Source organism: Flavobacterium sp. (assembly GCF_024305175.1).
In the GTDB taxonomy this organism is placed as follows: domain Bacteria; phylum Bacteroidota; class Bacteroidia; order Flavobacteriales; family Flavobacteriaceae; genus Flavobacterium.
The window spans coordinates 1-12,932 of the sequence record NZ_JAMWYY010000077.1 but is presented as its reverse complement, the minus strand read 5'-3'; the positions used below and the strand labels follow the sequence as shown (position 1 = coordinate 12,932).

Here is a 12,932-nt window from a genome sequence, read left to right as displayed (position 1 = left end):
GCAATCTCAATTTTTAATCTTTTAATCTGCATTTTTTTTAATCTTAATTCATTCAAATATAAATTAAACCCAACAAACATGCTCTTTCTATAAAACTTGATTTTTAAGAATTTATTTATACTAATTCTAATTACGAAACCGTTGTAGTGATATATTCATTATTAACCAACTTAAATCATCTTATTATGTCAAAAGTCAGTGTTTTCGATCAGGGATGGATAGACCTTGTTTTTGAAGGACGCAACAAAGCTTACGGAGCCTATAAACTGCGTATGGAAGAATCTAAAACAACGGTATTTGCACTTATTACAGGCATTGCCCTGCTGCTATCTTTAGTGGGTATACCTGCTGCTATAAATTATTTCAGGCCGGCACCTGTTGCCGATAATGTACTGCTTGACAAAGATATAGAGCTAACAGATATTGTTATACCGGTAGAAAAATTAGTAACTGAAGAGCCTAAACCGATTGAGCAACAGCAACAGGCAGCACCAGCTCCTAAAGATCCGGAACCTACAGTAGCATTCAGGCCTTTACAGCCTACTTCTGCTCCAATAGTAGAGCCGGTGCCGACACAAGCCACACTGCAACAAAGTAATGTGGGCAGCACTACAAGCCCCGGAGATGGCAGTAATGACTTCAGCACGGGTGTTACAAGTTCTACCGGCGGAGAAGGCACAGGCACGACTGATGGTGAGGATGACAACACGGTACATGCAGATGTAGCGCTTGATGAAGCACCTATGTTTCCCGGAGGACTGGAAAAGTTTTATAAAAAAGTAGGTGATGCATTTAACGTACCCGAAATTGGCACCAGTACTACTATAAAGGTGTTTGTATCTTTTGTTGTAGAGAAAGACGGCAGCATGAGCAACATTAAGGTTGTGCGCGACCCGGGTTACGGTGCAGGAAAAGAAGCTATCAGGGTTTTAAAATCGATAAAAACGCACTGGAAGCCGGGCAAACTTCGCGGCAAGCCGGTAAGGACAGCCTATAATTTACCTATAACCATAAATGTAAGATAATAAAAACACTAAAGGCTCCTGAATTGGAGCCTTTAGTGTTTTTTAATGCATATGTGATTTATTCAGCCGATACAACCTCAGCGCCACATACAATCATTTCTTTAATCTCTTCTGTCAGTTCCTGTAAATTGTTATTCATCTCACTATTTTGTTAAGGGTGTATTTTTATTAAAACGGTACATCATCGTCATTACTGCTGCTGTTCATGTTGCTGCCAAAGGCATCGTTAGCAGAAGGCAGGTTCTTTATAAACTGGGCATTATCGTTCATGCTTGATGGCAGTTCGTCGAAAGGAGAGCTAAAATCGTCAAGGTTATCAAACTTACCAAGGCTGCCGATAAACTTAAGCCTGATGTTATCGAGCCCGCCGTTACGGTGCTTAGCAACAATAAACTCTGCCTGCCCCTGGGTAGGCGAACGCTCCTCATCATCCCATTCATCAATTTTATAATACTCTGGGCGGTAAATGAATGACACGATATCCGCATCCTGCTCAATCGCTCCCGATTCCCTAAGGTCAGACAGTAACGGCCTTTTACTGGAACCACGTGTTTCAACTGCACGTGATAGCTGAGACAGTGCTATTACCGGCACGTTAAGTTCTTTTGCAAGCGCTTTAAGGTTACGGGAAATAGTTGAAATTTCCTGCTCCCTGTTACCGCCGTTTTTACCCCCACCGCCTGCTGTCATTAGCTGCAGATAGTCAATAATGATCATCTTGATTCCGTACTGTGAGGATAGCCTCCTTGCTTTTGCACGTAAATCAAATATGGATAAAGACGGGGTATCATCTATAAATAAAGGTGCGCGCTCAAGGTCTTTTACCTTTATACTTAACTGTTCCCACTCGTGCTTTTCGAGCTTACCTGTACGGAGCTTTTCTGACGATAGCCCTGTCTCGCTTGATATTAGCCTCGTGATAAGCTGTACCGATGACATTTCGAGTGAAAATACGGCAACGGGGTGGCCAAAGTCTATAGCAATATTTCGTGCCATAGAAAGCACAAAAGCTGTTTTACCCATACCCGGCCTTGCCGCTATAATGATAAGGTCGCTGGGCTGCCAGCCCGATGTAAGCTTATCAAGGTCATTAAAACCTGTTGCTATACCACTAAGCCCTTCTTTATTGGCTATTTCTTCAATACGCTTCTTAGCCTGTATAACAAGGCTTTGAGCCGTTTCAGAGCTACGTTTAATGTTACCCTGCGTAACTTCATACAGCTTCGATTCGGCTTTATCCAACAGGTCAAATACGTCTGTGGTTTCATCATACGATTCTTCAATGATTTCACTCGAAATTTTTATAAGGCTGCGCTGTATAAACTTTTGCAGTATAATGCGCGAATGAAACTCTATGTGCGCTGAAGATGATATTTTCTGCGTGAGCTGGATAAGGTAAAAATCGCCACCGCTCATTTCCAGCTTACCGTTCTTTTTAAGCTGTGCCGAAACTGTTAATAAGTCTATTGGCTGGGTGTCGTTAAAAAGCTGGACAATTGCCTCAAAAATATACTTATGGGCATCTTTATAAAAAGCATCCGGCTGAAGAATATCAATAACCTCATCAACCCCTTTTTTATCTATCATCATGGCGCCAAGCACAGCCTCCTCCAAGTCGAGGGCCTGTGGTGGCAGCTTGCCTTTCTCTAAATTGATAATCGTAGATTTATCAACCTTTACCGGGTTTATATTCCTGATATTTTCCATAGTGCTAATGTAAACAAATTTGAACAGGGGGTATTAAGTAATTGTTAAGAGCAGCCTGTTCATAAAATGTTTATAACGTGTGTTGCTGTTGTTGATATGTCAAAAAAAATCCGAAGCTTAGGGGCTTCGGATATATTTAGCCAAAAAGGCCCATTATTCCTTAAATTCGCCCATATTAAGGTACTTATCCATTCTTTTTGCCAAAAGTTCGTTTGTTGATAAGTCTTTAAGCTGGTTATAGGCTTTCATAATATATTCTTCAACATTCCTGAAGGTGGTTTCCCTGTCATAATGCGCACCGCCAAGTGGCTCAGGAATGATGTCATCAATCAGTTTCTGTTTTTTCATGTCTTGTGCGGTAAGCTTCAGCGCTTCGGCTGCCTGCTCTTTATACTCCCAGCTCCTCCAAAGGATTGATGAGCAGGATTCTGGCGATATAACAGAGTACCATGTGTTCTCCAGCATGAATACCTTATCGCCAACACCTATACCAAGCGCCCCGCCTGATGCACCTTCACCTATAATAATAGTTATAATTGGTGTTTTTAGGCGAACCATCTCAAATATATTCCTTGCAATTGCCTCACCCTGTCCGCGTTCTTCCGCTTCAAGGCCGGGATAAGCGCCGGGGGTATCAACTAGCGTTATTACCGGTATGCCGAATTTTTCGGCCATCTTCATAAGACGCAGGGCTTTCCTGTAGCCTTCGGGGTTTGCCATACCAAAGTTGCGGTACTGCCTTGTTTTAGTGTTGTAGCCTTTTTGCTGGCCTACAATCATAAAGCTTTGCCCGCCTATTTTACCAAGCCCGCCTATCATGGCTTTATCATCTTTAAAACCCCTGTCGCCAAACAGCTCTAGAAAGGTGTCGCCCATAAGCGCCCTTACATGATCCATAGTATAGGGGCGGTTAGGGTGCCTTGACAGCTGAACCCTTTGCCATGCAGTAAGGTTTTTGTAAATCTTTTTCTTGGTTTCTTCGAGCTTTTTCTCAATCTGCTTGCAGGTATTGGATACATCAACATCCGATTCCTGACCTATTATCGTACACTTATCAAGCTGGTCTTCCAGCTCTTTAATAGGGAGTTCAAAATCTAAATATTCCATAGTTTAAGCAGCATTTTGCTTTTGGTTCGAACTACAAAGATAAAAGTTTAAGTTCAGATAAAAGCATAAAAGCATTTAATTACTTTGCCTTTTTAGTGTATTTTTTCAGTATCCCGTTCAAAATCACCGTGGTAATAATTATGGCTGCACCTACATAAAATGTCCAGCTCATCTGCTCTTTTTCATTAAAAACAAGCAGCGCCAGTATTATGCCATATACAGGCTCCATATTAATAGTAAGCATTACTGTATATGGAGATAGAAACTTCATTACCTGTACCGATGCAATAAAGGCATAAGCAGTACAAAAAGACCCCAATGCAAACAGCCATATCCAGTCGGTTGCCGGAATTATAAAGAATGAAGCACTAAAACTGCCCGTAAACAAAAGGTAAATTGAAAGAAACAGCACTCCACCCAAAAGTTCGTAAAATGATATAACGGTCGGGTTATATTTATGTGCCAGTTTGCCGTTAATTATAGAAAAGGTTGCCGATAAAAAAGCAGAGGTTAGTGCCAGTATAATGCCATAAGTATAATCGCCTTCAAAATGAAAAATGAGGTAAAGGCCCGCCACAACAAAAAGCCCGAACAGTACTTCATACCCCACCACCCTGCGTTTGTAAAAAATAGGCTCGAGCAGCGAAGTAAAAAAAGCGCCGGTACTAAGGCATGCCAGCGTTACCGAAACATTCGAGACTTTTATAGCCTTAAAGAACGTAACCCAGTGCAGGGCGATTATTAGCCCGGCCACCAGCAGTATTACAGCTGTTTTGCCATTAAGCTTTAGCGGCAGCTTTTTTATAAATGCGTACAGCAGTATTATAAGTACTGCTATAGACATGCGGAACCACACCAGCGGAAAAGCATCGAGCGTTATGAGTGCGCCTAATACCGCTGTAAACCCCCAGATAAAAACTATGAAATGGAGGTGTATATAACTTTTAATATTATCGCTTAGCATTTCGAAGCAGGAAGATTGCTAAAATTCCGAAAACTATGTTTGGCAGCCATACCGCTATAAGCGGATTGATACTCGATTTTTCGGCCATAGTACCGAAAACCTTATCAAAGAAAATGTAAACAAATGCAAGGCTAATGCCCATAGCGAGGTTTACCCCCATACCCCCGCGGCGTTTCATACTCGAAACCGCAACTGCAATTATAGTAAGTATGAATGCCGAAACAGGTATGCTGTATTTTTTATATTTAACAACAAGATAGGTGTTGATGTTGCCCGAACCGCGTGCCCTTTCTTTATCTATAAAATTATTAAGCTCGCCAAGCGTCATGGTTTCGGCTATGTAAATTACCGGTGTAAGATCATCGGGCACAAAATTGAACTTGAACTTTTTTTCAGGTGCCGACTCCAGCACATCGCCCATTTTACCTACTGTACGCTTAGAGTAGCCTGCAAGCGTGTAGGTGCTGTCGGCTTCATTCCATGTTATAGAGCCTGCATTTATTTTATACTCAAGCTGATTACCTTTAAACTTTTCAAGGTTAAAATTGTAACCGCGTTTTTGCACATGGTTAAAGCTGCTTACATATATATATTCGTCGTCGCTTATCTGCTTATATACATCCTGGTTCTGCCGTATTTCAGGATTACTCTTTAAATAAGTGTACCTGAAATCGTTAAACCCCTTGCTGGCCTTAGGCACAAAAAAGAAACCCATTACAAGTGCCAGCAACGATATAAACGTAGCCCCCATAATGTAGGGCCTTAAAAACCGGGTAAATGATATCCCGGAGCTTAATATGGCGATGATTTCTGTATTATTGGCAAGTTTACTGGTAAACCATATAACCGAAAGGAACAGGAATATAGGGAACAACAGGTTGGCAAAGTAAATAGTAAAGTCGCCATAATACTCCATAACCTGGAGGAACGGCACCTTTTTAGCGAGAATTTTATTTATTTTCTCTGAAACATCTATCACTATACCAATAGGGATAAACAACAGCAGCATTACAAAAAATGTTGCCAGGTAGCGTTTCAGGATATACCAGTCTATTAGTTTCATGCTTTGTTCAGGGTTTCAGGTTTCAGGTTTAAAGTTTAAAGTTTAAAATCTGAAATCTAAAATCATAAATCTAAAATGATTAAAGCCTCTGGCTCATGTTGCGTACCATCATCTCTTTCCACTCGCGGAAATCTCCCGCTAAGATATGCTTTCTTGCCTCACGAACCAACCACATATAAAAACCTAAATTGTGTATCGTGGCTATCTGTTTGCCCAAATATTCGTTAGAGGCAAACAGGTGCCTCAGGTAAGCCTTAGTATATTCGGTATCAACAAAGGTTATACCCATTTCATCTATCGGAGAAAAATCGGCTTCCCATTTTTTATTCTTTATGTTGATAGTCCCGTTAGCCGTAAACAGCATACCGTTACGGGCATTTCGCGTAGGCATCACACAGTCGAACATATCTACACCTAACGCAATATTCTCTAAAATATTGATTGGCGTACCCACACCCATAAGGTAACGCGGTTTATCTTCAGGTAAAATGCTGCAAACCACATCGGTCATGGCATACATTTCTTCGGCAGGCTCGCCAACAGAAAGCCCTCCAATGGCGTTACCCACAGCACCGGCATTGGCAATATATTCAGCCGATTCTTTACGAAGGTCGGTATAGGTACTCCCCTGCACTATGGGGAAGAACGCCTGGCTGTACCCATATTTAAACGGCAGCTTTTCAAGGTGAGCAATACACCTGTCCAGCCAGCGGTGCGTCATGTGCATACTGCGCTTGGCATAGCGGTAGTCGCACGGGTAAGGCGTACACTCATCAAACGCCATAATGATATCGGCACCAATGGTACGCTGAATTTCCATTACGCTCTCCGGCGAAAAGAAATGGTACGAACCGTCGATATGCGATTTAAACTTAACCCCTTCCTCCTTTATCTTTCGGTTAGCCGAAAGCGAGTACACCTGGTAGCCGCCGCTATCGGTAAGGATATTGCGGTCCCAGTTCATAAACTTGTGCAGGCCGCCTGCTTTTTCCAGTATATCGGTTTGCGGGCGCAGGTATAAATGGTAGGTATTCCCCAGTATAATATCGGGGTTAATATCGTTTTTAAGTTCACGCTGGTGCACACCTTTAACAGATGCCACCGTGCCCACCGGCATAAATATCGGGGTTTGTATAGTACCGTGGTCGGTGGTTATCTCCCCTGCCCTGGCTTTGGTTTGCGGGTCTTTGTTAATCAGGTCAAATTTCATGTCGCTCTTTTACAGCCTGCAAAGATAGGTTTTAGATTTGAGAAGTCAGAAGGTAGATTTTAGAAATTAGATGAAAGATATTATTAGTTATATATCGAATACTATACAATACGATTTACTTCTACCAACTGTGATTAATTGCTAAAATAAAATATTTCCCCTTGCCCCTCATCAAAATTAAAAGTACTTTTGCACCTGTTTAATTAATTTCTACGAATGAAACCTAACACACAACAACTTAACGATTTAGCTATTCAGGTAAGAAGGGATATCCTTCGCATGGTTCATGCTGTAAACTCCGGGCACCCGGGCGGCTCGCTTGGATGTACCGAATTTATGGTTGCCCTTTACCAGGCAATCATGGACCGCAAGGAAGGCTTTGATATGGATGGCATTAATGAGGATATCTTTTTCCTTTCTAACGGGCACATTTCACCTGTATTTTACAGCGTGCTGGCGCGCAGCGGGTACTTCCCGGTTAGCGAGCTTGCTACTTTCAGAAAACTGGACTCAAGGCTACAGGGCCACCCTACCACCCACGAGGGGCTGCCGGGCATCCGTATGGCATCAGGCTCGCTTGGTCAGGGGCTCAGCGTAGCTGTGGGAGCAGCACAAACCAAAAAGCTTAACGGCGACAAGCACCTTGTATACAGCCTGCATGGCGATGGCGAATTGCAGGAAGGCCAAAACTGGGAAGCTATAATGTATGCTTCTGCCTATAAAGTAGATAACCTTATTGCTACGATAGATGTTAACGGCAAACAGATAGACGGCCCTACCGACGAAGTACTGAACATGGGCAGCATAGGCGCCAAGTTCCTTGCTTTTGGCTGGGATGTGGTAGAGATTCAACTGGGCAACAACATAGAGGCTATTATAGCAGGAATGCAGGAAGCGAAAGCCCGCACAGGTAAAGAAAGGCCGGTTTGCGTATTGCTGCATACCGAAATGGGTAACGGTGTAGATTATATGATGCACACCCATGCATGGCACGGTAAAGCGCCAAACGATGAGCAGCTTGCCAAAGCAATGGAGCAAAACCAAATAACTTTAGGGGATTATTAAGCCCCCCGACCCCCAAAGGGGGCATACTTACCTTATTGTTTTAATAATAACACCTGTTCCCCTTGCAGGAGTTCCCCCCTCGGGGGATAGGGGGCTTTTAGTCATGAAAAAATATACAAATACAGGAAATAAAGATACACGCTCCGGTTTTGGGGCAGGGCTTACTGAGTTAGGCCAAAAGAATGAAAATGTTGTTGCCCTTTGCGCCGACCTTATCGGGTCGCTTAAAATGGACGACTTTAAAAAGAACCACCCTGAGCGTTTCTTTCAGGTGGGTATTGCAGAGGCTAACATGATAGGCATGGCTGCAGGTATGACCATAGGCGGAAAAATACCTTTTACAGGTACTTTTGCCAACTTTTCTACAGGCAGGGTTTACGACCAGATTCGCCAGTCGGTTGCCTATTCAGGTAAAAATGTAAAGATATGTGCATCTCACGCGGGCTTAACGCTTGGCGAAGATGGTGCAACCCACCAAATACTGGAAGATATAGGCCTGATGAAAATGCTTCCGGGCATGACGGTTATCAATACCTGCGATTATAACCAGACCAAAGCGGCAACGCTTGCCATAGCCGACCATGACGGCCCGGTTTACCTGCGTTTCGGGCGTCCGTCTGTACCTAACTTTACACCGGAGAACGGCACATTTGAAATAGGCAAGGCTGTAATGCTAAATGAAGGTACTGATGTTACCATAATAGCAACAGGGCACCTTGTTTGGGAAGCGCTGGAAGCTGCCGAGGCACTGGAAGCTAAAGGCATATCTGCCGAGGTAATAAACATACACACCATAAAGCCACTTGATGAGGAAGCGATACTTAAATCAGTAGCCAAAACAGGCTGTGTGGTTACTGCCGAAGAACACAACATACTGGGCGGGCTTGGTGAAAGCTTAGCACGCACACTCGCGCTAAACAATCCTGCTCCGCAGGAGTTTGTGGCTGTAAACGACAGTTTCGGCGAAAGCGGCACTCCCGACCAGCTTATGGAAAAGTATAAGCTAAACGACACCGCCATTGTTGAAGCTGTAGAGAAAGTGATAAAGAGGAAGTAATCGTTTTTATTTACTATATTTAAATCCCAATCTATTTCAGGTTGGGATTTTTTATTTTGAATGACCTGGCTTTATATTAATAATGTATTCCCAACTTCTTTCGGATGGATTCCAATTATTATCAGAATAAAAATATAAATCCCATATATCTCTATTCTCTCTAAATTCTGTATAACTTACTTCTTCTGAATTTTCATCTCCTAATAAAAAAGTATATTCAACGAAATTTTTATATTCATCAGTTGTCGTTATTTCAAAATAAAAGGGATTAGTCCATTGCTCAGTGGTATTTTCTCTACCCGTAATTAAAATTCCCCAAATACAAAATTTATGTTCTGACACAATGATTTTAGTTAATAAACTATCATCTAACCAGCTACCATCCCAATCATCTCTTAATGAAAGATGCTTGGAAAGCATATAAGTAAGTATTGTAGACATATCTCCTGTCACTTCATTATAATACTTACTTAGTAGAAAATCATGTTTCCCTTTCTTAAAAAATTTGATTTCATCTAATAACATCTTTTCTAATTCTAATAGCGGTTTCATTATAAAATATAATATCTGTTTTCCAAAAAATTACTGGAAGATAACACTATAATATACTAATAAGCAACACACATCATTTTTAAAATCAAAGACAGTATCGTAACCAAAATCAGAATTGGTAAATTCCAAAATGATTTAAATACAGAAGAAATCCTCAACGATCATTTGTGGAAACAAAAAAACCGCTCTTTTAAGCGGTTTTTTTATGTTCTATTAAAAACAGGCAGGATCTAAATGTTTTTTAATTATACCGCCTTCGCAGGGTGGTATATCTTCAAAATCATAAGCCTCGCCCGTTAACGGGTCTTCAATTTCCTGGCGGGTGGTATAACCATCGCCGTCATCATCAGTATCAAGGTAATTCGGTATATCATCCCCATCGGTATCATAGTCGGCAATATCAACACCTTCTATAGTCTCATCTTTATTTAAAATACCGTCGCCATCGCTGTCGGCATACGTAATATCAAACAGCTTAAAGCTAAAGATAAGCGGCGAGTATGACGGTATGTTTACCTGTGCGGAGTTATAATAGCCAAAAGCCGAAGGCAGGAACATAACCCCGGCGCCATAGTTCTGAAAACTTGCAGGGTCAGGGTTACCCGGTTCATCTATGTACTCCCCACCCCTGAATAATGGCATAAGTTCGCGCCAGCCTAAAATAGTTCCGGCAAGTGAAGAATATACCTGCGGAAATGGGTTATAATCAAATTGTGTCCCGTCTAACCTGAAGCCACGGTAGGCTGCAAGCACATTATCTGCTCTTGTAGGCTGTTTGCCTACCCCTTCGTTAAGCACCAGGTAATACAGCGTCATCTCTACATCATCAATACTAACCTGCTTGTTTTGCAGCGGATATGTTGTCTGGTCCCATATAGAGGTTTGCTCGGCAGGAATGGTAAGCGTATCAATCTGAACATTAAAGTCAGCATCTACACTCGCTATATAATGTGTTTTAAGGTATTCTTCTATAAGTGGCTTTTCAACCGCATACTGCTCATCATAAGGCCTTGGCGGCGTTATAGAGTTATCATCATCATTTTTACAGGCTGCAACAAAAAATATGGCTGCTAAAAGGCTTAAATACCTTAAATTTCTATTCATTTTTAATTTTTATTTTAATGGCGCAAGATACAATTTTCCGCTATTTTTGTACAGCTATAACAACGATTTTTAGAGATTAGTATGAGGATTGACAAATATTTATGGTGTGTGCGCTACTACAAAACACGCAATATAGCTACAGAGGCCTGCAAGAAAGGGCACATATCTGTAAACGGGCAGCAGGTAAAGCCGTCGCGGGAGGTTTTTAAAATGGATAAGATAACCGTGAGGCGCGACCAGATCAATTATCAGTTAACCGTGATTGATATTCCACAGAACCGCGTAGGCCCTAAACTTGTAGATGTTTACCGAAAAGACGAAACACCTGCTGAGGCTTTTGAGCATTTAGAGATGTTAAGACTAAGTAAAGAACACTACAGAGCGAAAGGCACAGGGCGCCCAACCAAAAAAGACCGAAGGGATATTGAAGATTATACCGATGAGGGTTTTGATTTTGAAGACAATGAATTTTGACAGCAACTATTGGGAGGAGCGTTACAAGAATGACCAGGCAGGATGGGATGCAGGGAGCATAACCACACCCATAAAGGGCTTTATAGACAGCCTTACCAATAAAAACCTTAAAATACTTGTTCCCGGGGCCGGTAACGGGTATGAGTTTGAATACTTAATACAACTGGGGTTTAGCAACAGCTATGTTATAGATATAGCAACAACCCCGCTGCAAAACATTAAAGCACGGCTTCCTGAAGTACCTGACAGCAATATAATACATGGCGACTTTTTTGACCATGCCGGAGAATATGACCTTATTATAGAGCAGACATTTTTTTGCGCGCTAAATCCCGCATTAAGGCAACAGTATGCTGAAAAGATGTACAGCCTGCTAAAACCGGGAGGTAAACTGGTGGGGCTTCTCTTCAACTTTCCGTTAACAGAGCAAGGTCCGCCTTTTGGTGGTTCTGCTGTAGCGTATGAAGCGATTTTCAGCGCTCAGTTTACCATTAATAAGATGGAAGAAGCCTATAATTCAATCAAGCCGCGGGCAGGAAAAGAACTCTTTTTTATCTTTGAGAAAAAATAACACTAACCTGATGAAACATATAATACTAACACAGCAGGAAATAGAGCATAAAACAAAGCGAATAGCCTACCAGATATACGAAACCTTTTCTGATGAAAAAGAAGTGGTACTGGCAGGAATTACCACCAATGGGTATATTTTTGCACAGAAACTGGCTGATGAGCTAAATGTAATTTCTGACCTGAAGGTAACGCTGTGTGAGGTAAAAATCAATAAGCAAAATCCTTTGGATAGAGTAGAGACTTCTTTACCTGCAGAAGAATATACCAATAAAGCACTGGTATTGATTGATGATGTTTTAAACTCGGGCACAACACTTATTTATGGTGTTAAGCACTTTCTTGAAGTACCGCTTAAAAAATTTAAGACAGCTGTGTTAGTAGACCGTAACCACAAACAATATCCAGTTAAAGCTGATTTTAAAGGCCTATCGTTGTCCACCTCGTTAAAAGAGCATATACAGGTTGTTTTTGATACTGAAGAGGCCTACGCCTTTCTTAGCTAATAAAGGCTCATAATTTCATTTACAACAACTTCGGGGCTCTTGCCGTCTGTTATAACAGAATGCTTTGCTTTATTATAAAAATAGCTTCGTTCGAACAGGTGCTGCCCTATATATTCCGTTAAATCATCACCTCGCAAACCTTTTAGCAGAGGGCGTTCGGTAGTATCGGCAGTAAGTCTTTTTATAATCTCGGGTATAGAAGCTTTAAGATAGATTGATATAACATCTTCCTGCTCCAGAAAGAGATGATTGTTGGCATAACAGGGCGTTCCGCCACCCAGGCTAAGCACAAAACCATTATCGCTTTGCACAATTTCTTTTAAGGTTTCATGCTCTGTTTTGCGGAATTTAATTTCACTTTCCTGAAAGAGCTGCGGAATTGTTTTCCCTGCATTTTGCACTATAACAGCATCAAGGTCAATATACTTAAGTCCTGATGCAGATGCTAAAAGCAGGCCTATAGTGCTCTTGCCGGAAGCCATATAGCCACACAAAATAATTTTTTTCATGTAATAAGTAGTTATATAC

Annotated in this window: 14 protein-coding genes; 6 read left to right on the top strand and 8 right to left on the bottom strand. The window is 41.6% G+C overall.

Translation table 11 applies throughout. The features are described 5' to 3' along the window. The first annotated feature begins 185 nt into the window (after positions 1 to 185). Complete coding sequence (locus tag Q0K96_RS13740; protein ID WP_297334554.1) at positions 186 to 1,025, top strand: energy transducer TonB; 840 nt, start codon at positions 186 to 188, stop codon at positions 1,023 to 1,025. 168 nt (positions 1,026 to 1,193) lie between these two features. On the opposite strand, the gene dnaB is transcribed toward Q0K96_RS13740, so the two are convergent. The 5 genes from dnaB to tgt form a co-directional block, all read right to left on the bottom strand. Further along, positions 1,194 to 2,732 carry a replicative DNA helicase gene (gene dnaB / locus Q0K96_RS13735; RefSeq protein WP_297334553.1) on the bottom strand — a complete coding sequence of 513 codons (1,539 nt, stop codon included), beginning with the start codon at positions 2,730 to 2,732 and terminating at the stop codon, positions 1,194 to 1,196. 153 nt (positions 2,733 to 2,885) lie between these two features. Next, complete coding sequence (locus Q0K96_RS13730; protein WP_297334552.1) at positions 2,886 to 3,839, bottom strand: acetyl-CoA carboxylase carboxyltransferase subunit alpha; 954 nt, start codon at positions 3,837 to 3,839, stop codon at positions 2,886 to 2,888. A gap of 79 nt (positions 3,840 to 3,918) precedes the next feature. Continuing rightward, positions 3,919 to 4,803: a DMT family transporter gene (locus Q0K96_RS13725; protein ID WP_297334551.1), complete on the bottom strand. Its 885-nt coding sequence runs from the start codon at positions 4,801 to 4,803 to the stop codon at positions 3,919 to 3,921. Next, positions 4,790 to 5,866 (bottom strand): LptF/LptG family permease, encoded by a 1,077-nt coding sequence (locus Q0K96_RS13720; protein ID WP_297334550.1) that lies wholly within the window; start codon positions 5,864 to 5,866, stop codon positions 4,790 to 4,792. The genes Q0K96_RS13725 and Q0K96_RS13720 overlap by 14 nt, the downstream gene beginning before the upstream one ends. A gap of 79 nt (positions 5,867 to 5,945) precedes the next feature. Further along, positions 5,946 to 7,076, bottom strand: coding sequence for a tRNA guanosine(34) transglycosylase Tgt (tgt, locus tag Q0K96_RS13715; protein WP_297334549.1), 1,131 nt, complete (start codon positions 7,074 to 7,076; stop codon positions 5,946 to 5,948). A 216-nt stretch (positions 7,077 to 7,292) separates the two neighbouring features. Here tgt and Q0K96_RS13710 point away from each other — a divergent pair, with 216 nt between their 5' ends. Both Q0K96_RS13710 and Q0K96_RS13705 read left to right on the top strand, forming a co-directional pair. After that, positions 7,293 to 8,141, top strand: a complete 849-nt coding sequence (locus Q0K96_RS13710) for a transketolase (RefSeq protein WP_297334548.1) — start codon at positions 7,293 to 7,295, stop codon at positions 8,139 to 8,141. A 103-nt stretch (positions 8,142 to 8,244) separates the two neighbouring features. Then, entirely contained in the window at positions 8,245 to 9,198 is a 954-nt protein-coding gene (locus Q0K96_RS13705) for a transketolase C-terminal domain-containing protein (RefSeq protein WP_297334547.1), read from the top strand. A gap of 51 nt (positions 9,199 to 9,249) precedes the next feature. On the opposite strand, the gene Q0K96_RS13700 is transcribed toward Q0K96_RS13705, so the two are convergent. After that, positions 9,250 to 9,750, bottom strand: coding sequence for a hypothetical protein (locus tag Q0K96_RS13700; RefSeq protein WP_297334546.1), 501 nt, complete (start codon positions 9,748 to 9,750; stop codon positions 9,250 to 9,252). Between the two features lie 213 nt (positions 9,751 to 9,963). Beyond that, positions 9,964 to 10,854, bottom strand: coding sequence for an FKBP-type peptidylprolyl isomerase (locus tag Q0K96_RS13695; protein WP_297334545.1), 891 nt, complete (start codon positions 10,852 to 10,854; stop codon positions 9,964 to 9,966). Between the two features lie 81 nt (positions 10,855 to 10,935). Here Q0K96_RS13695 and Q0K96_RS13690 point away from each other — a divergent pair, with 81 nt between their 5' ends. From Q0K96_RS13690 to Q0K96_RS13680, 3 genes are read left to right on the top strand one after another with little or no spacing between them, the layout of a single operon-like run. Continuing rightward, positions 10,936 to 11,328: a S4 domain-containing protein gene (locus Q0K96_RS13690; RefSeq protein WP_297334544.1), complete on the top strand. Its 393-nt coding sequence runs from the start codon at positions 10,936 to 10,938 to the stop codon at positions 11,326 to 11,328. After that, the gene (locus tag Q0K96_RS13685) at positions 11,318 to 11,899 is read left to right on the top strand and encodes a methyltransferase domain-containing protein (protein ID WP_297334543.1); all 582 of its coding nucleotides are present in this window, start codon (positions 11,318 to 11,320) and stop codon (positions 11,897 to 11,899) included. The genes Q0K96_RS13690 and Q0K96_RS13685 overlap by 11 nt, the downstream gene beginning before the upstream one ends. Positions 11,900 to 11,906: 7 nt before the next feature. Continuing rightward, complete coding sequence (locus tag Q0K96_RS13680) at positions 11,907 to 12,404, top strand: phosphoribosyltransferase family protein (protein ID WP_297334555.1); 498 nt, start codon at positions 11,907 to 11,909, stop codon at positions 12,402 to 12,404. Here the strand turns inward: Q0K96_RS13680 and Q0K96_RS13675 are convergent. Further along, positions 12,401 to 12,932, bottom strand: a 532-nt coding sequence (locus Q0K96_RS13675; protein ID WP_297334542.1) for a shikimate kinase, incomplete at its 5' end; no start/stop codon positions are given. The two genes, Q0K96_RS13680 and Q0K96_RS13675, sit on opposite strands and share 4 nt — an antisense overlap.